We start from the raw sequence: 26,942 nt of genomic DNA, 5'->3' as shown, positions 1-26,942 counted from the left end.
CACCCGAAAAGGCGTTGGATGTGAGCGAGGATCAGGTGTTGCGGGTCAGGATCCACGTGTTGGTGCCGTCCTGGCGTTCGAAGGTCACGGTTGTCACCAAGGCCTCGATGAGCGCAAGGCCCCGCCCGGATTCTGCGTCCTCGTCCGGCATGTCGGGCTGCATGTCTTCAGCGAAGGGCTCGCGGGCGTTGAACGCACTGACCCTGGCCACCAGGCGGGTGGGCCGGACGCTGATGTCCACACCGATCTCCACGGGCTTCTCGCCCACGGGAAGGGCGTGTTGCACGATGTTGGCGGCGGCTTCAATGACTGCGGTGGTGAAGGTCATCCGGTCCATGTCAGGGACGAAGGAGGCGTCGTCCCACAATGCTTCAAGCTCGCCGTGAATGGCTTCGATTGCTTCCTCGTTGGATGGGCCGTGGTAGCCCCTGCGTGCGATGACTTCAGTCATTTCCGAACGCCTCCTCGGCTGAGGAGTACGCGGTCAGAACGCGGTCCATGTTGGTAAGTTCCAGGACCATCTTGACCTGGGGCTGCACGCCGGAGATCCGTAAATCGCCGCCTGCCTGTCGGGCCGCTTTGAGGCAACCGATGAGGGCTCCGAGGCCGGAGGAATCCATGAAGTCCGTTTCTGCAAGGTTCACTACAACGCGGCTGGATCCACCAGCCACAACCTCTGCCACTAGTTCCCGCAGCTTCGGAGCGGCCACCATGTTCAACCGGCCCACGCTCTTCACCTCCGCGTAGGAGTCTTTGACCTCGTAGCTAAACTGCATCAGCATTCCTCTCTTCGGGGCGTCCAGGACCTTCCGGACCCGCCAATTCCTCAGGGACAAAGCCCTTATACAAAACTGCCTTGACCAGGACGCTCAGGACCACAAGGTCGAAGGCTACCCACGCTACATTCACCAGGGTTCCGAGGGGCTCCGACAGGCCAGAAAGAAGCCTGGCAAGCCCAACAACCAGTGCAAGGGCAAGCAATGAAGCAACGATGATCTGTGGACGAATCAGGCTCCAACTGGGGCCGCCACTTTGCCTGGCCTTGGGGGTGACGGCGAATCCGAGGGGACGTCCGAACCAGACGTTGCGTGCCGCCGTCGTGCAGGCCTTGATCCAGGTGGGGAACAGCGCGAGGCTGTACTGCTGTCCGCGCCAGGTGGGGATCCCGTGCCCGGCGATGACGAACAGCATCTGGTTTACCACCATGAACGGTATGAAACGGATGAAGAAGTCGAAGCTCAGGCTGGTCACGGGAAGGATGCCGAGCGTCAGATAGATGATCGGGGCCGCAAAGTAGACGACGGCCGCGAAGCCGCTCAGGTAGCTCCACATGGTGGAGAAGTACATGAGCCGCTGGCCCCATGTGAGGCGGCGTTGGACGAGAGGGTTTTCGCGCAGGAGGACCTGCATAGTGCCTTGGGCCCAGCGAAGGCGCTGGGTCAGCATGGTCTTGATGTCCTCGGGAGCCAGCCCGTTCGCGAGGACTTCGTGGTGGTAGACGCTCTTCCAGCCGAGGGCGTGCAGGCGCATCGCGGTAGCCATGTCTTCGGTGACGGAGATCGTGGCCAAGGGCATGATCGGCTGGGCTTCGTCGGTTCGTTCCACGGAAATGGCATCCAGGACTGCATGGACCGATTCGAGGGCGCCGAGCGGTGACCAGTCGCGTCCGGACATCCGGTCGACGGCGTCACTCGCCACTGTTGTGACACCAGACTCGCCGACGTGGGCCAGTTCCATGGCGGCGATTTCTTCGAGGTCGGATTGGAGCGCCGAGAAGTCGGCGGCCACGAGTGTGCGCACGGCGTCGTCCACTTTGCGGCGTACACGGTAGGTGATCTCGCTCAGGGATGCCCCGGCTTCGAGCTCCTGCTGCGCGTTTTCGGTTGCAGCTTCCACCTCGTTCAACATTTGCTCGACCAGCGGGTTCCCAGCCTCGGGCGATCGCCGGGCCTTCTTAATAGCGGTGCGCGACGCAGCCAGAGCACGGCGCACACTCTTCTCGGTGGCCTTGACGTAGCCCACCAAACCAAGCTGCATGAGGGCTTCCCTGCGCAGGATGGCGTTGGAGCCGCAGAAGAACGCCGCGTTCCAGCCGTCCTTGCCTTGCTGGATTGGCCCATAGAAGAGGGGAGCCTGGCTGCCCAGGGGATCGTCGGCGGGAACGTTGACGAAGTACTGGGGCGTTTGGACCAACGCCACACGGTCATCGTTGAAGTAGCCCAGCGTCTTGTCCAGGATGTCAGGCTCGGGGATCTGGTCGGCGTCGAGAATCAACAGGTACTCGCCCGATGTAATCATGAGCGCGTTGTTCAGGTTGCCGGCCTTGGCGTGCCGCGGCATGTCCGGTGTCCAATCGGCACCGCGGGTCACGTAGCCGATTCCGTTCGACTCGGCGAGCTCGCGCATCCCAGGGCGGTCGCCGTCGTCCAGGATCCAGGTACTGTGCGGCCAGCGGATGTCTTTGGCGGCGAGGGCCGTGGTCATGACCAGGTCCAGGGGTTCGTTGTACGTGGTGATGAAAACGTCCACGGTAGCGGTGTCCGGCGCCGCGGGCGGTGGCTTGCGGATCTTCAGGTTCCACACCGTCATGCCGAAGAGCATGACGTCAATGAGGCTGTAGGTCTCGGCAATCACCAACGGAACAGCGATCCACCACGCTTCCCAGTTCAGCGAAGCCAGCCAGCGCCACGCCACGTAGTTCACGCCCAGAATGACCGTTAGGACAACACAAAGCCGAGTCCAGAATCGCGTCACGTTCCCCCCTTTTTCGTGGCTAGTACCGGATGATCTAAGCAACTCCGCTGTGGTTGCGTTCCAGCCCTGCATCGAGTGTTGGGTGAACCCCACGCCGTCGGTGAACCACGACGGCGGTCACGTCATCTTCCGCTGTGTCCGCCGGGGCCAGTTCAAGCAGGGCAGCGCAGACGTCTTCCGAGGTGCCCCCGCTCCGCGCCGCCTTCTCTACGTTCCTCACAAACTCTTCAAGGGATTCGTGCGCGTCGAGTACGCCATCGCTGACGATCACCAGCGAATCGCCGGGCTCCAATTGCAGTTCCGCGGCCGGCCATTGCTGTCCGTCCATAATCCCGACGGGTGGCCCCGCGGAAACCAACCTCCGTGCTGCCCCCTCGGCCGGGACGTGCAGCCCAAGTCCATGACCGGCGTCGACATAGCTGAGCCTGCCCGAGGCACTGTCCAGGCGCGCATGGAACATGGTCACGAAGGACCCTGACTGGTCCAGGTCGGAGGTCAGCGTGGCGCTGGCGGAGCCGAAGGCGTCAGCAATTGCCGGGGTATCCGCCACGGACCTCATGACGGCGCGGACGGTGGCCGCTATCAAGGCCGCGCCCATGCCTTTGCCCATGGCGTCGGCGAACGTCAGGTGCATGCCGTCGCTGGTCTGGTACCAGTCGTAGAAGTCCCCACCCACGCTGCGCGATGGGCGGAAGGCGCCAGCGACGTCGTAATCGTTTAGCCGCACCGTTTCCTGCGGGAGGAGGCTTGTCTGCACAACCGCAGCGCGGGCGAGTTCGTCAGTCTGGCGCGTGTCCTCGGCGGGCGTGCGTGCCCTGCGGAACAGCGCCCGGATGCGGGCCTGCAGTTCCTTGGGGCTGAACGGTTTGTTGATGTAATCGTCCGCGCCGGTGTCCAAACCGGTGAGCCGGTCAATCTCGTCGGCACGGGCCGTGAGCATCATGATGTAAGCGTCCGAGAATTCCCGGAGGCGCCTGCAAACTTCCATGCCATCGATGTCCGGGAGGTTGATGTCCAGCGTCACCAGTTCGGCGTTGGTGTTACGGACAGCCTCGACGCCGGAAAGACCGTCGGGCGCTTCTGTCACCACGAAATCGAGCTGCTCAAGGACCAGAACGAGGAGGCCACGGATGTCGGCGTCATCTTCGATGACTACAGCATGGCGTGGGGACGCGGTTGAGACCATGGCTCCATTAACTACTGCCGCGGAGCTTTTGTCACGTTTAGTAAAGGTACGTGTAACGCCCGCTCACAATAGTGGGCGGGCGTTACAAAATTTGTGCAGTTATGTGCGAGAGGGATTGCCCTAAAGCCGCAGGATGTGCGAGAGGGATTGCCCTTAAGCTGCAGGATGTGAGAGAGGGATTGCCCTAAAGCCGCAGGATGTGCGAGAGGGTTAGACGCCCAGCTCTTCCTTCAGGGCCTGGACGTGGCCCTGGGCGCTGACCTGGTACTGGGTGAGCTTGACGGTGCCTTCGCCGTCGAGCACAACGGTGGAGCGGACCAGTCCCTCGACGATTTCGCCGTCAACCAGCTTCTCGCCCCAGGCGCCGTAGGCAAGGGCCACGGAGTGGTCCTCATCGGAGAGCAGCGGGAAGGTGAGCGCAAATTCGCCAGTGAACTTTGCGAGGGCCTCGGGGCCGTCCGGGGAGATCCCGATGACGTCGTAACCATTGCCCTGCAGGCTTGCGAGGTTGTCGCGGAAATCGCAGGCCTCGGTGGTGCAGCCGGGGGTGGCTGCCTTGGGGTAGAAGTACACAATGACGTTGCGTCCGCGGTAATCGGACAGCGAGACCTTGGTGCCGTCGGCGTCGAGCAGCGCGAAGTCAGGTGCTTGCGTTCCGACGAGGAGTTTCTGGGTCATGGCGATCCTTTACGTTTCACCGGCTTGCAGCCGGCATGCATTTAAAACAACAGCGGTCATTCGAGAATTGCGGTGCATTGATCTTTTACAACAGCGAAATCAGATGCTGTATTCCGCAGGTCCGCGCACTGTGGCATAAGGCCCTGGCACGAACTGGTAGCCACCACCACGGACGGTGGCGACAGTGTGGCGGGCGCTTCCGAGCTTCCGCCTCACCCTTCCAACATAAACGTCAATGGAGCGAAATGCCGCGCCGGGGAGGTCAAATGACTCAAGGAAACGTTGCAATTCTTCACGACTGATTGCCCTGGAGCAGTTCACCACGAGGTAGCGCAACAGCTTGTATTCCATGCCAGTAAAGGCAACCGGCTCGCCGTCGAGCAGTACTACTTCAGCCGCGAGGTCGATTGCAAGTTGACTACGGCGCCCGGCCAACATGACGGGCTCGACGGCGGCACTGCCGCTTCCGATCCGACCCCGGCCAACGGACCCATCACCCTCGCGTGCGGGGGTGATTCGTCCGTTTGACGGGGAGTTTCCGTCAGCCAGTGCGTCTGCGAGAGCCTCGGCAAGGGACAGGGAAGGGTGGGTACCGGCGTCGGCGGCTTCCTGCGGAGTGCCGCCCCAGGAAGTATCGCCGACGCCGGAGTGTTCTGCCCCGATGGCGGGCCAGATGCGGACTTCCGCCTCCGGGGCAAGTTTCATGGCCCGGGCCAACACAAGGCGTGCTGCCCGTTCCCAGACTGCAGGATCAATCTCGTCGCCCTCGGCCGGGTTGACCCAAAGAGCAAGGCCACGCGCGCTCAGGCCGGGCTGTGTCTTGAGTCCCGGCCGCCGACCCATGGCCCGCGCTGCTGGGTCACGGAACGGCGGTGGCCCGTAGGCATTGACTGCCATGACGGTGGACCCTAAACGTTGCCGCGGCGGAGCAGCTTGCCGCCGGGGTTCTGGCCGTCGATCGGGGTGCCGCGCAGGTAAGTTTTGCGGACGACGCCGGCAAGGGGACGGCCGTCGTACGGCGTGATCGGGTTCTTGTGCTTGAGCTTGGTGACGTCCACAACGAAGGCCTCGTCCGGAGCGAAGATCGAGAAGTCGGCGTCGTAGCCAAGGGCGAGCTGTCCCTTGTTGTGCAGGCGGGCCAGGGCGGCAGGCTTCTCGGCCATCCAGGAGACAACCTGTTCCAGCGGGATGCCGCGGTGGCGGGCCTCGGTCCAAATCAGGGACAGGCCCAACTGCAGCGAGGAAACGCCGCCCCAGGCCACTGCGAAGTCGCCGTTTTCCAGGTCCTTCAAGTCCAGTGTGGAGGGGGAGTGGTCCGAGACGATGCAGTCGATGGTGCCGTCCTGCAGGCCCTTCCAAAGGAGCTCGCGGTTGGAGGCCTCACGGATCGGCGGGCAGCACTTGTACGCCGTGGCGCCGTCGGGGATTTCTTCGGCCATGAGCGTCAGGTAGTGCGGGCACGTCTCAACGGTGAGGTTGACGCCGTCGCGCTTTGCTGAGGCGATCATCGGCAGGGCGTCCGAGGAGGAGAGGTGCAGGATGTGGGCCCGGGCGCCGGTCCAGCGGGCGCGCTCGATGACCTCGGCGATGGCCTTGTTCTCGGCGCCCCGGGGGCGGGAGGCAAGGAAGGTCTCGTAGTGGTCGCCGCCGGGGTGCGGGGCGCGGTCGATCGCGTGGGAGTCCTCGGCGTGCACGATCATGAGGGAGTCGAAGGACTTGAGCTCCGCCATGTCCTCTTCCATCTCATCCGCATCCAGGTGCGGGAACTCATCCACGCCCGAGTGCAGGAGGAAGCACTTGAAGCCGAACACGCCTTCGTCGTGCAGCGGGCGGAGGTCCTTCTTGTTGCCCGGGATGGCACCGCCCCAGAATCCGACGTCCACGAAGGCCTGGTCCTTGGCAACAACGCGCTTCTGCTCCAGGCCGTCCACGGTGGTGGTGGGCGGGATGGAGTTCAGTGGCATGTCGATGATGGTGGTGACACCGCCGGCGGCTGCGGCCCGGGTGGCGGAGGCGAAGCCTTCCCACTCGGTGCGGCCGGGCTCGTTGACGTGGACGTGGGTGTCCACGAGGCCGGGGATGAGGGTTTCGTCGTCTGCGAGTTCGATGACCTCGTTGCCCGTCAGGCCGTTGCCCAGGGGTTCGATGGCGACGATGATGCCGTCGCGGATGCCAACTTCGCGTGCTGCGAGGCCGGCGGTGGTCAGGATGCGCTGGCCCCGGATAACGAGGTCATAGGCGCCGATTGCTTCAGACATTGAGGTGCTCCTTGTTGTCGGGGTTGCCGGTCCGCTCCGCCAGGTACACGCCTATGTGCTTACCCAATTGTTCAAGCAACGGACCTGCTTCAGCGATACATTTTTGGACATCTTTTTCCAGATCGGTCAGTGCGTGGACCGTGTGGAAGCCGGCATCCGTGAGTTGTTCCCGGCTCAGGGTACTCCGGCCGCAGACTGCGATCACCGGAACCCCGGCTTTCTGGGCTGCTCTGGAGACACCCATGGGGGTCTTGCCCAGCAGGCTTTGTTCGTCCAGGCTGCCTTCTCCGGTGATCACCAGGTCGGCGCCCTTCAGTCTCTGTTCGAGGTCAGTGAATTCAAGCACGACGTCGATACCCGGCCGCCGCTCTGCCTTCAGCGCCGCGATGGCAATGTAGCCAACGCCGCCTGCTGCTCCGGCGCCTTCTGCCTTGGCTGCGACCTTGGCCTGCTGGCCGGTTGTAGCTGCGAGGACGTCAACGAAGTGGCACAGGGCTTGATCCAGCGAGGCGACGTCGTCCGGCGTCGCGCCCTTCTGCGGACCGAAGATGGCCGGGGCTCCGCTGGCCCCCAAAAGGGGATTGTCGACGTCGGACGCCAGCACGAACTCTGTTGCCTCGATACGGACGTCGAAGTTTGCGAAGTCGATGCTGTCGATCTCCGCCAGTGCCGCACCGCCGCCGGGGAGCTCGTTGCCGTTCTTGTCCAGGAACACAGCGCCGAGGCCCTGCAGGACTCCGGCGCCGGCGTCGGTGTTGGCGCTGCCGCCGACGCCCAGGATGATCTTGCGGCAGCCGAGGTCCAGCGCGGCGCGGATGAGTTCGCCTGTGCCGATGCTGGTTGCGGTTTTGGCCGTCTCTGACGTGGGGCCGTCCGGGAGGAGGGCGAGACCGGAAGCCGCCGCCATTTCGATGACAGCTTCCGTTTTTTTGATTGCAAAATCAGCCTGTACGGGTTCGCCCAGCGGGCCGGTGACGGTGGTGGTCCGGCGGGTGAAGCCGGAACCGATGGCGGCGTCGATGGTTCCTTCGCCGCCGTCGGCTACCGGAATGCGTGTTGCCTCAAGGCCTGTTTGGCCGAAGCCTGCCAGCAATCCTGTTGCGAGATGCCTGGCGACGTCGGGCGCGGACAGTGAGCCCTTGAATTTGTCCGGGGCGATGACAACACGCATTCCGGTGCCTCCTTTTCCTTTAAGCCTTGGCGAGGATCGCGGTGGGTGCATCCGCCGCGGTCTCTGCCAGCTCTTCGAACTCGTTCACGCCATTGATCTCAACGCCCATGGAGATGTTGGTGATCTTTTCCAGGATCACTTCAACCACCACGGGAACCTTGAACTCGCCCATCAGTGCCTTGGCCTTGTCGAAGGCGGCAGGCATGTCGTTCGGGTTCTCAACGCGGATGGCCTTGCAGCCCAAGCCCTCGGCAACCTTGATGTGGTCAACGCCGTAGCCGTTGGTCTCCGGGGAGTTGATGTTTTCGAAGGCCAGGGAAACGTTCTGTTCCATGTTGAAGCCGCGCTGGCTCTGACGGATCAGGCCCAGGTAGCTGTTGTTCACCACAACGTGGATGTACGGCAGGTTGAACTGCGCGCCCACGGCCAGTTCCTCGATCATGAACTGGAAGTCGTAGTCACCGGACAAGGCAACAACGGTGGCGTCCGGGGTTCCCCTTACAACACCCAGTGCTGCCGGAGCGGTCCAACCCAGCGGGCCAGCCTGGCCCGCGTTGATCCACTTGCGGGCACCGAACACGTGCAGCATCTGTGCGCCGGCGATCTGCGACAGGCCAATGGTGGACACGTAGGTGGTGTCGCGGCCGAAGGCCTTGTTCATCTCCTGGTACACGCGCTGCGGCTTGATGGGCACGTTGTCGAAGTTGGTCTTGCGGTGCAGGGAACCCTTGCGCTCCTGGCACTCGGCAACCCAACCCGAGTAGTCCGGCAGTGTCTTAGCCGACTGGCGCTCGCGTGCCAGCTCGATCAGGCCAGCCAGCGCCGCACCGGCGTCGGACGCGATGCCCAAGTCCGGCGAGAAAACGCGACCGATCTGCGTCGGCTCGATGTCGATGTGCACGAACTTACGGCCGGCCGTGTAGGTGTCCAGGCCGCCGGTGTGGCGGTTGGCCCAGCGGTTGCCGATGCCGATCACGAAGTCGCTCTGCAGGAACGTCTCGTTGCCGTAGCGGTGCGAGGTCTGCAGGCCAACCATGCCGGCCATCAGCTGATGGTCGTCCGGGATGGCACCCCAGCCCATCAGCGTGGGGATAACCGGAACGTTCAGGATTTCGGCCAGCTCGACCAACTGGGCCGAAGCGCCGGCGTTGATGATGCCGCCACCGGCAACGATCAGCGGGTGCTTGGCCGACGTCAGCATGTCCAGGGCCTTTTCCAGCTGCTTGCGGGAAGCCTTGGGCTTCTCGATGGGCAGGGGCTCGTACGTCTCGATGTCGAACTCGATCTCGGCCATCTGCACGTCGATGGGCAGGTCCAGCAGGACCGGGCCCGGACGACCCGAGCGCATCAGCTGGAACGCTTTCTGGAAAGCGCCGGGAACCTGGCCCGGTTCCAGGATGGTCATGGCCATCTTGGTGACCGGCTTGGCGATGGACTCGATGTCCACGGCCTGGAAGTCTTCCTTGTGCAGCTTGGCAACGGGTGCCTGGCCGGTGATGCAGAGCATGGGGATGGAATCTGCCCAGGCTGCGTACAGGCCGGTGATCATGTCGGTGCCAGCGGGGCCCGACGTGCCGATGCAGATGCCGATGTTGCCATCAGCTGCACGGCTGTAACCGTCAGCCATGTGGCTGGCGCCCTCAACGTGGCGGGCCAGCGTGTGGCGGATGCCGCCGTGGGCACGCATTGCTGAGTAGAAGGGGTTGATCGCTGCGCCTGGCAGGCCGAAAGCCTCGGTGGCGCCTTCCTTTTCCAGGATGGCGACTGCCGCATCAACGGTGCGCATCTTAGCCATGGTGTACTCCTTGTTATTGCCCTTTTCGGGCGAAGTCTGTGGTGTTTTTGGGTGTGGTGAGGGAGCCGCCGTCGTTTATGTACGACGGCGGGTTCCCTACTTTGTTGTTTTCCGGCTTGTGCCGGGGTGCTTTACTTCCGGCCGCTGAGCTGGAGGACCTGCTTGAAGAGGCCCGAGTGGTCAAGGCCGCCGTCGCCCTGGTTGACGGTTGCGGCGACGAGCTGGGCGACGACTGCGCCGAGCGGGACAGCGACGTTGGCTTCGCGGGCTGCGGAGGTGACGATGCCGAGGTCCTTGTGGTGGAGGGCCAGGCGGAAGCCGGGGTCGAAGTTGCGGTCGAGCATCTTCTGACCCTTCTGGTCCAGGACCTTGGAACCGGCCAAGCCGCCGCCGAGGACCTTCAGTGCTGCGTCGGTGTCTACGCCGTAGGCCTCAAGGAAGGCGATGGCCTCGCCAAGGACCTGGATGTTGACCGCGACGATGAGCTGGTTGGCTGCCTTGACGGTCTGGCCGGAGCCGGACGGGCCGACGCGGACGATGGTCTTGCCCACCGCGTTGAGGACGTCCTGTGCTGCCTCGAAGTCAGCAGCTTCGCCACCGACCATGATGGACAGGACGGCGTCGATGGCGCCCTGCTCGCCGCCACTCACTGGTGCATCCAGCGGGCGGATGCCTGCTTCTTTGGCGTCTGCTGCGAGTCGGGCGGCGACGTCCGGGCGGATGCTGGATGCGTCGATCCAGAGTGCGCCCTTCTTCGCGTTGGCGAAGACGCCGTCCTTGCCGCTGACTACGCCCTCAACATCGGGGGAGTCCGGGACCATGGTGATGACGACGTCGGCGTCCTTGACTGCGTCCGCGATGCTCGTGGCACCCTGGCCGCCCTCAGAGACGAGCTTGTCGATCTTGTCCTGGCTGCGGTTGAAACCGGTGACCGTGTGGCCGGCCTTGACGAGGTTGATGGCCATGGGCAGGCCCATGATTCCGAGTCCGATGACTGCAACGTTGCTCATTGTGTTTCTCTTTCCGGGGAAGTCTGTGTGTGTTAACTCAGGTGTGCTTACCCAACTAGGTCGCATTTGTGCGCGTTTTGAGCGTCCTAAACGCGCTCTGCTGCTACTTAGTTGGGCGTGCGGGGCTTAGTTGGCTGCGGCACGCTGGCGGATGGCCCAGCTGAAGGCCGTTTCCTGCGGTTCCTTGTACTCAAGGCCGATGTAGCCGCCGTAGCCGAGTTCGCGGCTGCGGGCGATCCATTCGCCGAGGGGGAGCGTGCCGGTTCCGGGTGCGCCGCGGCCGGGGTTGTCGGCGATCTGGATGTGGCCGAAGTCCTTGGCGTGGTTCTCGATGACGGATTCCACGTCGTCGCCGTTGACGGCCAGGTGGTAGAAGTCGGCGAGGAGCTTGATGTTCTGTGCGCCGGATTCTGCCTTGACGCGGGCGATGACCTTGAGTGCGTCTTCGGCGGTGAGGAGCGGGTACTTGGGTGCGCCGCTGACCGGCTCGAGGAGGACGGTGCCGCCGATGCGGGCGACGCCTTCTGCTGCTGCCGCGAGGTTCTTTGCACCGATGGCGTCCTGCTTCTCAGGCGATTCGCCGTCGATCCGGTTGCCATAGAGGGCGTTGAAGGCCTTGCAGCCGAGGCGCTCGCCGATGCCGGCGACAACGTCGATGTTGTCCTGGAACTCGGTGGAGCGTGCGGGCCAGGAAACCAGGCCGCGGTCGCCGCCGGGCATGTTGCCGGCGTTGAAGTTCAGGCCCGTGAGCTGAACGCCGGCGTCCTTGATGGCGTTCTCGAATTCGGTGGTCTCTTTGTCGGTGGGAACCGAAGTGGCGAAGGGCCACCAGAACTCGACGGCGTCAAAACCGGCTGCCTTCGCGGCGGCGGGGCGCTCGAGCAAGGGCAGCTCCGTCAGGAGGATGGAGCAGTTCACTGTGTACGTCATCGTAGGTCCTTCCGAGGAGGGGCTTGGATCTATCTTCCGTTGCTTGGCTTCAGTTTCCGCTTTGTGGAATTTAGATTCTGCTTTATGAAAAGTTTAGGGAAGGTGGGGGTGGGAGTCAAGGGGGTGGGTGGGGAGGTGGGGTTTGGGATACGAGCCGTGGTTGGTAGCGCCCTTTGGCGAAGATCCGGAGCCTGGTCGGCCACCCTACGCACGATCAATGGGCGTGCCGGGATTCATGATGCCTAGCTGGTTGCTAGCTAATGAGGTCGGGAGTGATCGCAGATCCGACACACAAGTGGGTTGGGGCCACAATCACCAGGTGAGGACGCATCACGTGATCATATGGTCCCGGCATCTACGGAATCGAGAAGACGAGTTAAGGCAATGAGTGACGTATCTCAATTTGACGCAAGCGCCTCACTAATCGGGTACTTGCACCAGCTCCGTTATGCCCTCTGGCAGGCCATTGAAGCGGCGCGCGAAGACCTGCTAGGGCGAATCGCTATTGAGTCGGCGGATGATGTCGAACTGATAAGCGTGTCGGGACATCGAATTGAGCAGCTGAAACACCGCGACGAGGACTCTTCACTTACCGACAGAAGTTCAGATCTGTGGAAGACGCTCAGGATTTGGTCGTCCCTGTTCGACGAGCCAGGAATCGATCTGAGCAAGGTTAGTTTCAGATTGATAACTACCGGATTTGTGGCTTCCGGCAGTATCGGCTCGCTGCTGTCGCCCGATGAATCGACGAGAGATGTGGCAGCGGCCCTCGCGATCTTGCGCAATATAAGCACCGAAAGCACCAATGAAGGAAACAAGAAAGCGTACAAGGCTTTTCGCGATTTAGGTCCACAAAGGCAGGAGTTACTGCTACAAAAGATTCAAGTAATTGCGCAGTCACCCAACATCGAGACTGTCAGAACTCAGTTGGAACGCAGTCTGGCCATCGGCATGCCCAGACATCTCCTTTCCGCGTTTGTCGACAACTTAGAAGGTTGGTGGGTCTCGCTTTGCATTGACAAGCTCATGAGTGAATCTGACAAGTTTATAGAACTTGATCAACTTGATGCTTATATACAGGGGCTAAGGGATGACTTCTCGGCCACAAGTCTCCCAATTTCCCAGGAAATCGCAAATTTGCAACCCGCACCAGAGCGCTTCCAAAATCACATTTTTGTAAAGCAGCTTCGGTTTATTGAAGTCAATGAGCGAAGAATTAATCGTGCAATTACAAACTATCTTCGCGCGTTCAATCAGCGTTCGTCGTGGCAGCGACAAAACTTGATTATGAAGGAGGAGCTTAAGAACTACGAGCGACAGCTGATTGAAGAGTGGGAGCTCCACTTCGACCAGCTCCATGACGTACTGGGTGCGGCCGCAAGCGAAGAAGCCAAACTCTCGATGGCGAGAGACCTGTACTCATGGGCAGAGGGAGCGGCGCAACCTGTCATCAGGGAGAGATGCACTGAGGCATTCGTTGTAAGGGGCTCGCTTCAAATGCTGGCCCATGAGAAAGTAATTGGCTGGCATCCAGAGTTTGCCGCGAAGCTAATGGCGTTGTTTGAACCTGAGCCCTCTAAGGGGACTCGATGAGTAGGATGTGGTTGGACCTGCCGCGAGACTCGGCAGCCCTGTTTAATCCAGCGCTTCTCGCCGTAACTGTCTTGCGAGGGGTGCAGGGAGCGGTTGAGGAGGGGAGGCGTGGTCTCCCCTGGGAAACTGCCTACCTTGTCGTGCCGATGTGCTTAGACGCGGACGTCAGATTGGCGTTATCTATGAGGATAAACACGCCGATGGTGTCTTGGATAGCCTCGCATCCATCAGAACGCGCCGCTATTCCGGGAAAGGCTGCGGCTATTTCACCCCTCGTTACGGTGGGGCTAGACCTGGCACTAAGGACGAGGACGCTAGCCATAGACGGGGCACTCATCGTCCCGGGTGAACACAAGACCCCTAAGGTCATCACATCTGCTTCGTCAGAGGTTGCTCAAATCCAGAAGGCCGCGAAGTACCTAGGTCGATGGCTAACAGTAAACCCCAACACTACCGCGGTACTAAATATTTTTGGAGTAAGACCATGACTTTCCAAATCCAGGCGGTTCATTTGTTTAGCCGTGCCGGACAAAGGCGCTCGGTTAAATTTAAGCTTAATGAGCTGAATATAATTACCGGCGGGTCCGGTAAGGGTAAGACATCTCTTATTGACATTATACAATATTGCCTTGGATCTACTGGATTCACTGTACCGAGTGGTGTGATACGAAATCACGTGGAAGTGTTCTGTCTTGAGTTGGTTTCCAAGGGAACTAGGATTCTTATTGCTAGGCCCGCGCCAGAAACCGGTCGCCAAGTGAACACGCGTATGCACTACTCAACCGGATTCATTCCCGATGATCTTAAGCTTGCAGACGTGCAAAGCAATACTGACGTTGATACTGCGATCGAATTGCTGTCCCGTGAAATCGGTATTCAGGAAAACCGAACTGACGTCGGTGCCGGAACGAGATCGTCCTTCTCTGTGTCCGTGAAGCACACTAACCATTTCACCCTGCAGCATCAGGATGAGATAGCAAGTCAATCAGTACTATTTCATGGTCAGGCGCTTGAATGGGTGCCCCAGACAATACGCGACGTATTGCCTTACTTCCTGGGAGCGGTTGACGTCGACCATCTTTCTAAGCTGGAAGATCTCCGCATGAAGAAGCGGGAGCTACGTCGCCTTCGGGCAGCGGACTCTGAGCGATCGGACGTATCGGCCCCTCCTCTTGCCCGTCGGCTGCTTCGTGAAGCTGTATCACTTAGTCTTATTGCGGATCCCGGCATGGACGATGCTGGTGTTGTGCTGGAAGTTCTTGGGGGTCTCCTAGATTTTGAGCCCTCCGAATTCGTAGAATTTGCTGATGAAGATCAAATGACCATACTTGTGGATAATAGAGAGCGGCTCCGCATGCGGCTTGCCGAATTGCGTTCAAGTAGGCGAGAAGTCGTTGCGTTGATGCAGCACGAGTCTCGTTTCAGTAGCGAGGCGGGCGAACAGAAAGCTAGGCTGGAGACGCTCAACTTATTGCCGAACATCAGTGAAGCCGAGACCATCTGCCCGCTTTGCTTCACATCTCGACCTGCAGGTGACTCTTTAGCGGCGACACTTCACGAGCACCTAACAGCTATTTCTGCCGAACTTGAGGACGTCCGGGGGGACACACCTCAACTGCAAAAGGTTCTCGATGAGTATGACAAAGAGCTAAATGAACTCTCTGCAGAACTACGTTCAAACCAAGAAGAAATTGAGGCCAGCACTACGGCTCACGATGCCTTTATTCAAGCGAGGGAGCTCAATTTGGCAAGAGCCGAATTGCGAGGAAAAGTTAGACTATATCTATCGTCTACAAGAAGTCAGATAGAGTCGTCGTTTACTCAGTCTCGAATAGCTGAGCTCCAAGAGCAAGTGGACTTGCTCGAACGCCTGCTCGATCCTGAAGGGGTTCAGGAACGGTTGTCCACCGCCCTCGCTTTAATTGGCCAGATGGCAACCGAGGTTGCGACCGAGCTCCAACTTGAGCACGCGCCAGCGCCGACGAACCTGGACATCCGTAAGCTAACGGTCGTAGTTGACACTCCTGAAGGCCGGTATCCCTTGCGTGAAATTGGAAGCGCGGAGAACTGGCTCGGGTATCACTTGGCCGTCCTTATTGGCTTGCATAGCTACTTGGGGCGCACAAACAGGCCCATGCCCCGCTTTTTGTTCTTGGACCAGCCTTCTCAGGTTTATTTTCCGGCAGATCATAAGGACCCCTCGGAGGAAGATCTAGGCGAAGATGATAGAGAATCATTGATTGCAATCTACTCCGCAGTCCGGAAGTTCATTGCTACTTCACCTTCGGGATTCCAAGTAATCGTTACTGAACATGCCGATCTTGAGGAAGAATGGTTTCAAGACGCCATTGTGGAGCGTTGGCGAGGGCATGAAGCGCTCATACCTCCGGAATGGCTCTCTGGGCCGTCTGGTGATCTGGGGTAACTCTTCCTAAAGCCTTGTTCTTTGGCTATTAAGGCCTCTACAAAGGTTTTTTGCTTCTGTGATGGTGAATGGTTTCAGATCTCGCCTACATACGTTGCCGACAGGCTTCTCACAATGCGGCGACAGATCGGGGCGTTGAACGCGAAATCTCTAGGCCGCACGTGGTAGCGAACCGAGCTCAGATTCCCACCGTTTGCGAGTAGCCTTGAGGGTTCCTGTGTATACCCGGAGCTAAGCTGGAGCCTCGGCAGGCACGGCAGTGGCGTCGCGGCGGGGACTCTCCCGAAAGGACAAACGAATGGCTCGACCGACAGTTCAGGACGTTGCCCGGACTGCTGGTGTGTCCGTGGGGACGGTGTCGCGCGTACTGAACGGGAGTTCGGCTGTTAGTGAGGCGGCCAAGGAGAAGGTCAACGCCGCCATAAAGGAGCTCAGCTACAGGCCACTCGCCTCAGCAAGGGATCTTCGGAGAGACCGGACGATGCGCGTCCTGGCACTGGCGAAGAACTTGGAGTCCCTCGTGATCAGCGAAGTCTTCCGAGGCGTCGGCGATGCAGCGGCGGATTCGGGGTACGTCAGTCTCATCGCGGCCACCGACGGAGACCTTGATCGCGAGCAGCAGCTCGTGGACATGCTGCGCAACGGCTCCGTGGACGGTTTAGTCATCTTCTCGCCCACGATGCCGGACGACGAAGTGAACACTGTCGCCGAGCAACTGAGCGTGATCCAGGTCTGTGAAATCGTCGACGCCGAAGCAGCATTCGGCGTCTCCATTGATGACCGCCAAGCAGCCTACGACATCACCAAACACCTCATCGACACAGGCGCCAAGAAGCTGGGGATGCTCGCCCACAGGGGTGCACGCTCAGGCCGGCTGCGTGAGGAAGGATTCCGCCAGGCACTCACTGAGGAAGGCCTAAATACGGACCAGATCCTGCTCGGCGAAGGCAACTTCGGATTCCACGCCGGTCGTGATCTCACGAAGAAACTCCTGGAAACAAAGGACCTCCCCGACGCAGTCTTCTGCGGCACTGACGTGGTCGCCGCCGGGTGCGTCCGGGAACTCACCGACGCCGGCCTAAGAGTTCCGCAAGACATCGCCGTGGCCGGTTTCGACGACTCCGCCCAAGCAGAAATGTGCGTCCCCGAGCTGACCACGGTTAGACAGCCGGCGTACGAGATGGGGCGCGTAGCTTTCGCTGAACTCCTGGAACGCATGACCGTCGAAGGCGCGCACCGCAAGGGCAGGACCTTCCTCCCGCACCAACTCGTCATCCGAGACTCCACCAAATAAAAAGGGTTGACAGCCCTCAGTGGTCCCTGCCACACTACTTTGGAATCGATTCCACGGCCGCAAGGCCGATTCTTTTGAACACTTTTGGAATCGATTCCAAAAATCAGTAGAACGACGGCAAAGAAGCCACCCTCAGGACGCGGGCCAGCCAAAAACGCGCACTGAACGCCACCGCCCACAGACCCCAAAGGAGCCACTTGTGGACTTGAACCGACCTGCTATCCCGCTCCAGAACAAAGCCGCCCGAAACAGAAAAGCCCTCGCGGCCACCGCCGTAGCCGCAGCCCTCCTCCTCAGCGCGTGCGGCGGGGGAGCCGCACCTCAAGGTGCGGAACAAGCGGTAGCTGCCGATCCGGCGTCGGGCGCTAATGCCAGCGGCTCGGTCAACATATGCGGCGTCAAGGACGCAAGCGGCATCTACAAGGGCACGGCGGAAGCGTTCACCAAAGCGAATGGCAAGGTCACTGCCAAGTACACCGAGATCGGTGCCACCACGGATGAAGCCCGAACGCAGATCGTGCAGCGGCTCGAGGGCAAGTCCACCGAGTGCGACCTCTTCCTTACGGACGTCATCTGGACCTCCGAGTTTGCCTCGCAGGGCTGGTTGCTGGACCAGACCAAGCTGGTGGAGGCCAACAAGGACCGGCTCATTCCCTCCACTGTGGCGACCACCAAGTATGAGGACAAGTACTGGGCCTCGCCGTTCTTCACCAACGCCGGGTTGATCTACTACCAGAAGGACAAGGTAGCCAAGCCCGAGTCGTGGCAGCAGCTCTACGCGGAAGCTGCCAAGGCTCCCGGCAACGGCTTCGTCTACCAGGGCAAGCAGTACGAGGGCCTCACGGTCAACTTCCTCGAAATGCTCTACAGCGCAGGCGGCGAGGTGCTCAACGATCAGGGTGACGTCAAGATCGACTCCAAGGAAACCCGCGACGTCCTCAACTTCATGAGCGACGGCCTCAAGAACGGCTCAGCCGACCGCGCCGTCCTCACCTACAACGAAGACCCTGCCCGCCTCGCCTACGAGTCCGGCGACTTTGGATACCAGCGCAACTGGCCGCACGTATACCGGCTGCTCAACGCAACGCCGCTGGCGTCGAGCTTTGACGTGGCGCCGTTGCCGGCATGGGAAGGCGGCAAGGCCTCCGGCGTGCTGGGCGGCTGGAACCTCGCGATCTCGGCCCACTCCACCAACCAGGCCGGGGCTGTCGCGTTCATCGACTTCGCCACCACCCCGGACTGGCAGAAGCACGTAGCCATGGACTACTCACAGGCACCCGTGAACGAAGCTGCCTACTCCGATCCGGCGGTCCTGGAGAAGATGCCATTCGCCACGGAACTGCTCGCCTCGGTGAAGGGTGCCAAGCCGCGCCCGATCTCCCCGGTCTACCCGCAGATTTCGCAGGCGATCTACAAGAACGTCTACGCCGTCCTCTCCGGCACCGCCTCCACAGAGGAAGCCGTGAAGAAGATGGCTGACGAAATCACCGCCGCCAAGGCGAGCTTCTAATCATGGCAACCAGAACAATCCCCCCGAAAGCAAGGGCCGTAAGCGGCCGCGACCGCGCCGAGCGCAAGCTCGCGCTCCGCATGACCGCGCCGTCGCTGGTGATCATGGCGCTGGTGGCGGCCGTCCCCATCGGTTACGCCATCTGGCTTTCGCTGAACCAGTACAGCGTCCGCACGGCAGGCCTGTCCCGCTTTGTCGGCCTGGAAAACTACATCAACGCCCTCGCAAGCCAAGAGTGGTGGGCCGCGTTTGGCCAGACGTTCCTCTTCGCAGGCCTCTCGGTCAGCCTGGAACTCATCCTCGGTACGGCAATGGCCTTGCTGCTCAACCTCGCGTTCAAGGGCCGCGCGGTCCTGCGCACGGTGGTTCTGCTGCCGTACGCGATCATCACCGTGGTCAGCGCCATCACCTGGCAGACGATGTTCCAGCCCAACATGGGCTTGGTCACCAACGTCCTCTCCGCGCTGGGACTGCCGGGCGGCGATGTCGTCTGGCTCGGTGAGCACGGCTACGCGATGGCCGTGATCGTCATGGCCGACGTCTGGAAAACCACCCCGTTCGCCGCGCTCATCATCCTGGCCGGCCTGCAGGTCATCTCCGCCGAAACGTATGAGGCCGCCGAACTCGATGGCGCCAGCAAGTGGCAGACCTTCCTCCACATCACGCTGCCGCTCCTGCGCCCGGCAATCGTCCTCGCCGCGATCTTCCGCACCATGGACGCCCTCCGCGTCTTCGACCTGCCGTTCGTCCTCACCCGCGGCGCAAACGGCACTGAATCCATGTCCATGCTCGCCTACACCCAGCTCCGCGAGAACCGTTTGGTGGGCGAAGGATCGGCACTGTCCATTCTGACCTTCCTCACCGTCATGGTGGTCTCGGTCATCTACGTCCGCTTCGCCGGCGGCAACATCCGCGACGTCGCGAAGGAGGAACAATGAGCACACTGACTGCAGAACGCCCGACGCCGGAACTCGCCACCGCCCGCAAGGCGCCGAAGCGTCGCTTGCGTGGGGAGTCGAAACTGCATCCCTTGGTCTGGGTGTTCGTGGTGGCCGTCATGGCTTTCTCGCTTATCCCGTTCTACTGGCTGGTGAACACCTCCCTTAAGAAGGGCGCGAGCCTGTCCCAAGGCGAGCTCTTCCCGAGCCAGCCGACCCTGGAGAACTACCTGGTGGTCTTCCAGAACCCCGAGTTCCTCTTGGCCTTGCGCAATTCGGTGATTATCGCCGTCGTGACTACAACAGTGGCGCTGGTCTTCGCGTCCTTCGCCGCCTATGCGCTGGCGAGGCTGAAGATGCGCCGCAAGGCGATGATCCTGACGCTGATCCTCTCGGTGACCACGTTCCCGGCCATTGCCATTGCGGCCCCGATGTTCTCCATCTGGCGCGAGATCGGCCTCTACGACACCCTGCTCGGCCTCATTATTCCGAAGCTGACGTTCGCGTTGCCGCTGGCGATCTACACGCTGACGTCGTTCTTCAAGGAGATCCCGCGTGAGCTCGAGGAATCCGCATACATGGATGGCGCCACACCGTTTGTCGCCTTCCGCAAGGTGATCCTGCCGTTGGCGGTTCCGGGCCTGGCCACGACGGCGATCCTTGTCTTCATCTCGGTCTGGAACGAATTCCTCCTGGCCGTCACGCTGACCACCTCACCGGGAGCGCGCCCGGTCCCGGTAGCGGTTGCATTCTTCAGCGGCACCAGCGAGTTCGACCAACCCCTGGGCACCATCAGCGCCGCGTCGGTGATCATCACCATCCCGCTGGTCATCCTGGTACTCGTGTGCCAGAAGCGCATCGTTTCCGGCATGACAGCCGGTGCCGTCAAGGGCTAGTCCTTTTTGAAACCCGAACCCAGAAACCCCAGAAAGAACAGGAACAACGTGAGCATTCAGCAGCAGGCCCCGTCCGCAACCCTCAAGGTGGGAGTTGTGGGCATCGGTTGGGCCGGCCAGCAGCACCTCAAGGCGTACAGCAATATCGACGGCGTCGAAATTGTCGCCGTCGCGGGGATGGAAGCCGACCTTCTTGCCCAGCTGAAGGAGGAGTACAGCATTCCCCACGCTTTCGCCCGCTGGGAAGACATGATCGAGCTTGAAGGCCTCGACGCCGTCAGCGTCGCCGTGCCGACGTTCCTGCACGCACCGATCGCCATTGCTTCGCTTGAGCGGGGACTGCATGTGCTGAGCGAAAAGCCGTTGGCGCGCAACGCCGTCGAGGGTCAACAGATGGTCGACGCCGCCCGCAAGGCCGGCCGCGTCCTTGATGTCGCATTCAACCACCGCCGCCGCGGCGACATCCAGGCGCTCAAGGAAGTGATCGACGCCGGTACGCTGGGTCGCCCGTACTACGCCAAGGCATCCTGGCTCCGGCGCCAAGGCATTCCCATGCTGGGTAGCTGGTTCACCAACCCGGAGCTCGCCGGCGGTGGTCCGCTGGCTGACATCGGCGTGCACGTCCTGGACTACTCGCTTCACCTGCTCGGTGAGCCCAAAGTTCTGGCCGTCTCGGCGTCGACCCATTCCGAACTCGGCCCGCGCGGCCTCGGCGGCAACGCCCGCTATACGGCGTCGAACTCCAGCCATAAGTTTGAAGTGGAAGACTTCGCATCGGCCTTCATCCGGCTGGAAGGGGGTGGAACCTTGATCCTGGAAGCGGGTTGGGCCACTTACCGCGACGAGCGGGACTTGATGGACTTCACTGTTTACGGGACCGACGGCGGAGCGGACTTGCGCTCGGTCGGCGCCTCCGAGAACCCGGTAGCGGACGTCCATGTCTTCACCGAGAAGGACGGCGAAAACGCCGATTTTGAAGTGGTGGCCGAACCCGGGCGAGCCCACCAGGCCGTCGTCGACGATTTCATTGCGGCCGTGCGCGGTGGCGAGACGGTGTGGGGAAGCCATGATGGCTCGCTGGCCCTCAGCCGCGCACTGGTCCTGGATGCCTGCTACAAGTCCGCCCTCGAACAACGTGAAGTGGTGCTCTGAAATGTCTGATTCAAAACTCAAGATTGTTGTGTGGAATGAGGCCGTGCACGAGGCCCGCAACGATCCTTCAACGATGGCCGAGATGTATCCGGAAGGCATCCATGGCGCCATCGCTGCCGGGCTTCGTGCCTACTACCCTGACTCTGAAATTTCCACAGCCACCTTGGCAGATCCCGAGCATGGGCTGTCCGAGGAAGTCCTGAAGCAAACGGACGTGCTGCTGTGGTGGGGGCACATCGCGCATGGGGAAGTCGCTGACGAGGTGGTGGAGCGCGTGCAGCGCCACGTACTCGGTGGCATGGGCTTGGTGGTTCTCCACTCCGGGCACTTCGCCAAGATCTTCACCAGGCTGCTGGGTACTACTTGCTCGCTGAAGTGGCGCAACGAAGGTGAACGGGAGCTGGTGTGGACCGTGAAGCCGTCGCACCCGATCGCGGCCGGCATCGAAAGCCCGATCGTCATTCCTCAGCAGGAAATGTACGGCGAACTGTTCGACATCCCGGAACCCGATGACCTGATCTTCATCAGCTCGTTCACCGGGGGAGAGGTGTTCCGCTCAGGCGTGACCTTCTCGCGGGGCAAGGGACGCATCTTCTACTTCAGCCCGGGCGATCAGGAATACCCGGTGTACCACCAGGCGCAGATCCAAAAGGTTATCGCCAACGGCGTCGGCTGGGTGGCTCAGCCGGGCGTTTTCCGGGAGGCGCCGGAGGTCTCCAACCCGGCGCGGGGATGGTTCGAGGAGGGCTAGAACGATGACCACTTTCCCTTTATCCGCTGGCCGTCCGCTGGGCGTGGCCGCGATCGGTTACGCCTTCATGGGGAAGGCCCATTCGAACGCGTGGCGGAACGTGGCCAGCTTCTTCGACGTCCCGGCCTTTGAGCAGAAAGTCCTCGTTGGTCGGGATGCCGCCTTGGTCGCAGAGGCCGCCGCCAAGTATGGCTGGGCCGAGTCCGCCACTGATTGGCGTTCCGTGATTGCGCGGGATGACATCGACATCGTGGATATCTGTGCGCCGGGCTGGATGCACGCTGAGATCGCTATCGCCGCATTGGAAGCCGGGAAGCATGTGCTCGTGGAGAAGCCGCTCGCCAACACTTTAGGTGAGGCTGAGTTGATGGCTGACGCGGCTACCTCGGCTCAGGCTCGCGGAGTGCAGTCCATGATCGGGTTCAACTATCGACGCGTTCCGGCGCTGGCATTGGCCCGGGAGCTGATCGCAGAAGGTCGTCTCGGAACCATTCGGCACGTCCGTGCCGCATACCACCAAGACTGGCTTTCCGACGTCGAAACCCCCATGAGTTGGCGGCTACGCAAGGAAACCGCTGGCTCCGGGGCGCTGGGCGATATCGCCTCGCACGCCATCGACCAGGTCAAGCACCTCACGGGCCAAACCGTCACTGAGGTGACCGGAACGCTGAGGACTTTTGTCACCGAGCGCCCCGGCCCTGGAGGTATGGAAAAAGTGACAGTCGACGACGCCGCGTGGGCCACCCTTGGCATGACGGGAAACATCAGCGCGTCGGTGGAGGCATCCCGGGTTGCCACGGGCCAAAAGAACTCGCTCAAGATCGAAATTTACGGGTCACTTGGATCGCTGACGTTTGATCTGGAGAACCTGAACGAGCTCGGCTTTCTGGACGCCACGCTTCCCGTGCGGGAGCAGGGATCCCGGCGAATTCTGGTCAACGAGCCCGAGCATCCGTACGTTGGCGCGTGGTGGCCGCAGGGGCACATCATCGGCTGGGAACACACTTTCACGCACCAGATCCGTGATTTTCTCACCACCATCAGCGCGGGCGAGCCGCCGTCGCCGTCGTTCGCTGACGGGCTCCAAATCCAGCGGGTGCTGGCTGCCGTCGAAGAGTCGGCGAGGAACAGGAGCACGGTGACGGCCGTTCGGGAACGGGTTGGCGTCAGCTAGCCCGGACTACGTTGGCTTCCGCATGGATGATGGCGAGCCCATCTCGATAAGGCGTCACGGCGAACTCAGGGAAATGCGAGGTGAACTTAGTGGAGTCGAAGCGGTTGTGGTGGGCGTAGCGCGGCAGGAGTTCCCTTACTTCGCGAACCTGTGGAGCGAAAAGGCCAGCCGCGTTCAGGGCCCACCGCGGCACGACGGTGTAGCCGGGGTTCTGGCCGAAGGCTTCCGACGCCAAGGTGGCGAACTCCCGGTAGGTGAGGCGCTCCTGTGGGACAGGGAGATGCCAGGTCTGGCCGAAAGCGGCTGGCCTGTTGCTCAGGAGGGCAAGCGCACGGCTCGCGTCGGGAGTCCAGATCAGCGTCCGCTCCCGGTCATCCCGCACCGGGATGCGGGGTTTCTTGCCGGCCTTCAGGGGGTCGATGATCAGGGCATTTGTGAAGCTCTGCGTCCGGCCCGGCCCATAGAACTCGGGCGCCCGGCCGATGAGAACGGGAATGTCGCCCCGGGCCATCTCCTCAAGCACCATGGACGCCATTGCCGCGCGGACCTTGCCCTTGCGCCCGTTGGGAACGAAGGGGGTCAGCTCAGTCTGGACGTGCTCGTCCTGCGGGTACATGTAGGTGTTGTCGAAATAGACGAATTTGGCACCCGTATTCCGGGATGCATCCAACGCGTTGCGGAGCATGGTAGGAAATTGCTGCTCCCATAGTTGTGTGTTCGCCGGAAGTCCGGCGGTGAAATACACGACGTCGCTGCCCTCAACTGCCGTGGTGGTCTGGGAAGGATCGAGCAGGTCCGCTTTCACCAGTGCATCTGACTCGTTGACCTTGGGGGGATTGCGACTCACCAGCCGCAGGTCCTGGGTGTGGTTGCGGTGAAGCTCCCGGGCGAGTTCCATCGCGATCTGGCCGCTTGCGCCCAGTATTGTCTGCATTTTCGAGCTCCGCTGATTAGGTGACATCGCATTCTTAATGCGATATGTTTACACTGCTTACATCAGCGTAGGAGGCAAAGTTAGCAGTGTCAACATCGGTAAAGCCTTATCACCACGGCGACCTCCGTGCAGCCCTGATCGCCGCCGCCGTCGAGGGCCTTGAAGCGGGTGAGCCATTCTCCCTGCGGGCCGTTGCCCGCCGTGCAGGAGTTTCTCCCACCGCTCCCTACCGGCATTTCGCAGATAGGGAAGCGCTCGACAGTGCGGTTGCGGTTGAGGGATTCAAGGATCTCCGTGAGGATCTTGAGGCTGCGTTGACTGACGTGGCTGAGCCCGCGGCGCCGGAGGAGGTGATCGCGGCACTCGGAGTGGCCTACGTCGGGTTCGCTTTGAAGCGGCCGGCCGTGTTCCGGTTGATGTTCGGCAACGAATGCGACGAGAGGGACAGTGAACGCGTGCAGGCTTCGGAGCAGCTTCACGAGATGTTGAACCAATCAATCGAGCGGCTCTTACCCGGGGCGAACAACTCTCACCTGTCCCTCGCGCTGTGGAGCATGGCGCACGGCCTGGCGTTCCTTCACCTCGACGGCAAGATGCAGCCTCAAGCCAGCTCAGACGTTGCCGATCGCGTCAAGTCGGCGGTTGCGGCGATCTTTGCGCTCAATGACAAGAAGTCCGCCAGCTAGTCCCGATCCGCTTACACCTCCAGGAGAACGAGCATGACAAAACGCATCCTCCACGTTGTCACCAATGTCAGCCACTATGACGACCCGTCGCACCCTACCGGTTTATGGCTGTCCGAACTGGTTCACGCCTGGGACGTGTTCGAGGAACGCGGTTTTGAGCAGACCATTGTCAGTCCGCAGGGAGGCTTTGCACCTTTGGAGCCGCGCTCACTGAAGTTCCCCAGCTATGACAAGGCGGCTAAGTCGTGGCATACCGACCCGTCCCGAATGGCACTTCTCGAAAATACCGCCAGTCCTGAGAGCATTAACCCGGCCGATTTCGATGCCATTTACTTCACCGGGGGCCACGCGGTCATGTACGACTTTCCTGACAGCGAAGGATTGCAAAAGATCACCCGTGACATCTGGGAACAAGGAGGCATCGTATCCTCGGTCTGCCATGGATACTGCGGCCTGCTCAACACCAGGCTTTCCGACGGCAGTCTCCTTGTGGAGGGCCGGAAAGTAACCGGCTTCGCGTGGCAGGAAGAAGTCCTTGCCCGGGTGGATAAGCTCGTGCCGTATAACGTGGAGGAGGAGATCAAAAGGCGCGGGGCGTTGTATGAAAAGGCCCTGCTCCCGTTCGTGCCCTACGCCATCGCTGACGGCAAACTCGTTACGGGGCAGAACCCGGCTTCCGCAAAGGTGACCGCGGAGAAGATCGCCGCACTTCTCTAAAAAGGATCCTTCAGCGGGCACCCAGCTGGCCAAACTAAGCGCGCTTTTGGAACCGAGAAGCCGGGTTGACCAGGCCCGGCTGACCCACCGGCGGTATTTTTGGCGACGGAAGAAGGTTGGTTTCACCGTTCTAGCTGGTCAGGCTCAAAGGAGAAGAGATGGATGAACGTCCGAAGCTGACTGTTCCCGATCTCGTTGGGCAGCCTGTGCACATTGCCCAAGAGATGGCGGCGAACATTGGGTTTGGTCTCGCCGCCGGGGACCCTGACGGGCCTGGACTTCGTTCGCGTACGTGGCCAGGGCTGTTCTGGGTAACCTCCCAAGATCCGTCCGCTGGGTCGGTCCTTGAGCGGGGTAGCCAAATTAGGATTACTTTCGTTCAGGACGGTCAAGCCCGAAGCGACGTGCCGGAGCAGACGGGCGGGCCGGCCCCCTCATTTAAGAGTCATGCGGAGGCTGAGAAGGACGAGTGAGCGATGTCCGGTGAGGGATGCCCTCAGACTGCGGCTGACCTAACGCCCAGGCTCTCAGAGGTAAGCACCAGAGCGTCCGATAGAGGATCCTCTTACGGGCGCCGCTGTTGACGCAAAGTAACGAAAAATACCGCTACAAGGATCCGGTCGGCACCCCTTCTACCGAAAGAGAATGTAGAAAACGATAGCTAGTCCGGGAAAGAGCGCCTGGCCGATGGCGCTGACCAGAAGGCGCTTCTCCGTTACCCACAGCCAGAAACCAAGGAAGACGTGGCAGGCGCAGCAGAAGATAATTATGGCCAACCCACTGGCGGGAGTGCCCGAGAAGTTCACCAGCCACAGACCCACAGCGATTCCAAGCCCAAAAGTGATGTTGTAGGCGCCAACGTTCATCGCCCACATCCGCACCGCCTGCACGTCGTCAGGTCGGATGAGAAAGATCCGGTGGAAACGTTGATCGCCATGGAAGAAGATCTCCAGGATGCCAACGCTGAGCAGCGCGAGGCCGGTAGATCCCGCGAGTATCTGGCTCAGCAGATTCATGCCGTGCTCCTAGCGAATCCTGCAATTTCCGCTTCTCTGCGTGCAGGTTACGCTTCAGGCGCGAAGACCTTCAA

General features: G+C 61.1%; 25 protein-coding genes and 1 pseudogene. 13 read left to right on the top strand and 13 right to left on the bottom strand.

The genetic code is table 11. The features are described from left to right. Window positions 1-31: 31 nt before the first annotated feature. The 11 genes and pseudogenes from J2Y41_RS11180 to J2Y41_RS11130 form a co-directional block, all read right to left on the bottom strand. Window positions 32-451, bottom strand: a complete 420-nt coding sequence (locus J2Y41_RS11180; protein WP_309928475.1) for an ATP-binding protein — start codon at window positions 449-451, stop codon at window positions 32-34. Continuing rightward, window positions 444-776 (bottom strand): STAS domain-containing protein, encoded by a 333-nt coding sequence (locus J2Y41_RS11175; protein WP_224089065.1) that lies wholly within the window; start codon window positions 774-776, stop codon window positions 444-446. Before J2Y41_RS11175 ends, J2Y41_RS11180 begins: the two co-directional genes overlap by 8 nt. Next, window positions 766-2,754, bottom strand: a complete 1,989-nt coding sequence (locus J2Y41_RS11170) for a glycosyltransferase family 2 protein (RefSeq protein ID WP_309928474.1) — start codon at window positions 2,752-2,754, stop codon at window positions 766-768. The genes J2Y41_RS11175 and J2Y41_RS11170 overlap by 11 nt, the downstream gene beginning before the upstream one ends. Before the next feature lie 34 nt (window positions 2,755-2,788). Further along, entirely contained in the window at window positions 2,789-3,940 is a 1,152-nt protein-coding gene (locus J2Y41_RS11165; protein ID WP_309928473.1) for a SpoIIE family protein phosphatase, read from the bottom strand. 210 nt (window positions 3,941-4,150) lie between these two features. Beyond that, complete coding sequence (gene bcp, locus J2Y41_RS11160; protein ID WP_224089058.1) at window positions 4,151-4,618, bottom strand: thioredoxin-dependent thiol peroxidase; 468 nt, start codon at window positions 4,616-4,618, stop codon at window positions 4,151-4,153. A gap of 99 nt (window positions 4,619-4,717) precedes the next feature. Continuing rightward, window positions 4,718-5,515 (bottom strand): winged helix-turn-helix domain-containing protein, encoded by a 798-nt coding sequence (locus J2Y41_RS11155; protein WP_309928472.1) that lies wholly within the window; start codon window positions 5,513-5,515, stop codon window positions 4,718-4,720. Between the two features lie 11 nt (window positions 5,516-5,526). Further along, window positions 5,527-6,876, bottom strand: a complete 1,350-nt coding sequence (gene allB / locus J2Y41_RS11150) for an allantoinase AllB (RefSeq protein ID WP_224165429.1) — start codon at window positions 6,874-6,876, stop codon at window positions 5,527-5,529. Next, on the bottom strand, window positions 6,869-8,047 hold the full coding sequence (locus J2Y41_RS11145; protein WP_309928471.1) for a glycerate kinase: 1,179 nt from the start codon (window positions 8,045-8,047) through the stop codon (window positions 6,869-6,871). Before J2Y41_RS11145 ends, allB begins: the two co-directional genes overlap by 8 nt. A gap of 19 nt (window positions 8,048-8,066) precedes the next feature. Continuing rightward, a complete protein-coding gene (gene gcl, locus J2Y41_RS11140) occupies window positions 8,067-9,842 on the bottom strand; it encodes a glyoxylate carboligase (protein WP_309928470.1) in 1,776 nt (591 codons plus the stop codon). A 131-nt stretch (window positions 9,843-9,973) separates the two neighbouring features. Beyond that, a pseudogene (locus J2Y41_RS11135) lies at window positions 9,974-10,930 on the bottom strand (2-hydroxy-3-oxopropionate reductase); the annotation flags it as partial. A gap of 48 nt (window positions 10,931-10,978) precedes the next feature. Next, window positions 10,979-11,782 (bottom strand): TIM barrel protein, encoded by an 804-nt coding sequence (locus J2Y41_RS11130; protein ID WP_309928469.1) that lies wholly within the window; start codon window positions 11,780-11,782, stop codon window positions 10,979-10,981. A 384-nt stretch (window positions 11,783-12,166) separates the two neighbouring features. On the opposite strand from J2Y41_RS11130, the gene J2Y41_RS11125 reads away from it, so the two are divergent. The 10 genes from J2Y41_RS11125 to J2Y41_RS11085 all read left to right on the top strand — a co-directional run bounded on the left by J2Y41_RS11125 (window position 12,167) and on the right by J2Y41_RS11085 (window position 23,515). Next, the gene (locus J2Y41_RS11125; protein WP_309928468.1) at window positions 12,167-13,375 is read left to right on the top strand and encodes an ABC-three component system protein; all 1,209 of its coding nucleotides are present in this window, start codon (window positions 12,167-12,169) and stop codon (window positions 13,373-13,375) included. Next, window positions 13,372-13,863, top strand: coding sequence for a three component ABC system middle component (locus tag J2Y41_RS23115; RefSeq protein ID WP_396133519.1), 492 nt, complete (start codon window positions 13,372-13,374; stop codon window positions 13,861-13,863). Before J2Y41_RS11125 ends, J2Y41_RS23115 begins: the two co-directional genes overlap by 4 nt. Further along, a complete protein-coding gene (locus tag J2Y41_RS11120; RefSeq protein WP_309928467.1) occupies window positions 13,860-15,800 on the top strand; it encodes a DUF3732 domain-containing protein in 1,941 nt (646 codons plus the stop codon). Before J2Y41_RS23115 ends, J2Y41_RS11120 begins: the two co-directional genes overlap by 4 nt. Window positions 15,801-16,098: 298 nt before the next feature. Beyond that, entirely contained in the window at window positions 16,099-17,094 is a 996-nt protein-coding gene (locus J2Y41_RS11115; protein ID WP_309928466.1) for a LacI family DNA-binding transcriptional regulator, read from the top strand. 199 nt (window positions 17,095-17,293) lie between these two features. Then, window positions 17,294-18,604: an ABC transporter substrate-binding protein gene (locus J2Y41_RS11110; RefSeq protein WP_309928465.1), complete on the top strand. Its 1,311-nt coding sequence runs from the start codon at window positions 17,294-17,296 to the stop codon at window positions 18,602-18,604. A 2-nt stretch (window positions 18,605-18,606) separates the two neighbouring features. Then, on the top strand, window positions 18,607-19,542 hold the full coding sequence (locus J2Y41_RS11105) for a sugar ABC transporter permease (RefSeq protein ID WP_309928464.1): 936 nt from the start codon (window positions 18,607-18,609) through the stop codon (window positions 19,540-19,542). Next, window positions 19,539-20,438, top strand: coding sequence for a carbohydrate ABC transporter permease (locus tag J2Y41_RS11100; RefSeq protein WP_309928463.1), 900 nt, complete (start codon window positions 19,539-19,541; stop codon window positions 20,436-20,438). The genes J2Y41_RS11105 and J2Y41_RS11100 overlap by 4 nt, the downstream gene beginning before the upstream one ends. Window positions 20,439-20,486: 48 nt before the next feature. Next, on the top strand, window positions 20,487-21,590 hold the full coding sequence (locus tag J2Y41_RS11095; protein ID WP_039242955.1) for a Gfo/Idh/MocA family protein: 1,104 nt from the start codon (window positions 20,487-20,489) through the stop codon (window positions 21,588-21,590). A gap of 1 nt (window position 21,591) precedes the next feature. Next, complete coding sequence (locus J2Y41_RS11090) at window positions 21,592-22,341, top strand: ThuA domain-containing protein (RefSeq protein WP_309928462.1); 750 nt, start codon at window positions 21,592-21,594, stop codon at window positions 22,339-22,341. A 4-nt stretch (window positions 22,342-22,345) separates the two neighbouring features. Next, complete coding sequence (locus tag J2Y41_RS11085; protein WP_309928461.1) at window positions 22,346-23,515, top strand: Gfo/Idh/MocA family oxidoreductase; 1,170 nt, start codon at window positions 22,346-22,348, stop codon at window positions 23,513-23,515. Here the strand turns inward: J2Y41_RS11085 and J2Y41_RS11080 are convergent. Continuing rightward, complete coding sequence (locus J2Y41_RS11080; RefSeq protein ID WP_309928460.1) at window positions 23,508-24,449, bottom strand: NAD-dependent epimerase/dehydratase family protein; 942 nt, start codon at window positions 24,447-24,449, stop codon at window positions 23,508-23,510. The genes J2Y41_RS11085 and J2Y41_RS11080 overlap by 8 nt on opposite strands. A gap of 86 nt (window positions 24,450-24,535) precedes the next feature. Here J2Y41_RS11080 and J2Y41_RS11075 point away from each other — a divergent pair, with 86 nt between their 5' ends. From J2Y41_RS11075 to J2Y41_RS11065, 3 genes are all read left to right on the top strand, one after another. Beyond that, window positions 24,536-25,135, top strand: a complete 600-nt coding sequence (locus tag J2Y41_RS11075; RefSeq protein ID WP_309928459.1) for a TetR/AcrR family transcriptional regulator — start codon at window positions 24,536-24,538, stop codon at window positions 25,133-25,135. A 33-nt stretch (window positions 25,136-25,168) separates the two neighbouring features. Further along, window positions 25,169-25,852 (top strand): type 1 glutamine amidotransferase domain-containing protein, encoded by a 684-nt coding sequence (locus J2Y41_RS11070; RefSeq protein WP_309928458.1) that lies wholly within the window; start codon window positions 25,169-25,171, stop codon window positions 25,850-25,852. A gap of 158 nt (window positions 25,853-26,010) precedes the next feature. Further along, on the top strand, window positions 26,011-26,325 hold the full coding sequence (locus J2Y41_RS11065; protein ID WP_309928457.1) for a PASTA domain-containing protein: 315 nt from the start codon (window positions 26,011-26,013) through the stop codon (window positions 26,323-26,325). A gap of 159 nt (window positions 26,326-26,484) precedes the next feature. On the opposite strand, the gene J2Y41_RS11060 is transcribed toward J2Y41_RS11065, so the two are convergent. Next, window positions 26,485-26,868 (bottom strand): DUF1304 family protein, encoded by a 384-nt coding sequence (locus J2Y41_RS11060; RefSeq protein ID WP_309928456.1) that lies wholly within the window; start codon window positions 26,866-26,868, stop codon window positions 26,485-26,487. Window positions 26,869-26,942: the final 74 nt, after the last annotated feature.

The organism is Arthrobacter sp. 1088, from assembly GCF_031455315.1.
GTDB lineage: Bacteria > Actinomycetota > Actinomycetes > Actinomycetales > Micrococcaceae > Arthrobacter.
Note: the sequence above shows the minus strand (reverse complement) of the source record. Positions and strands in the feature narration are given on the sequence as shown.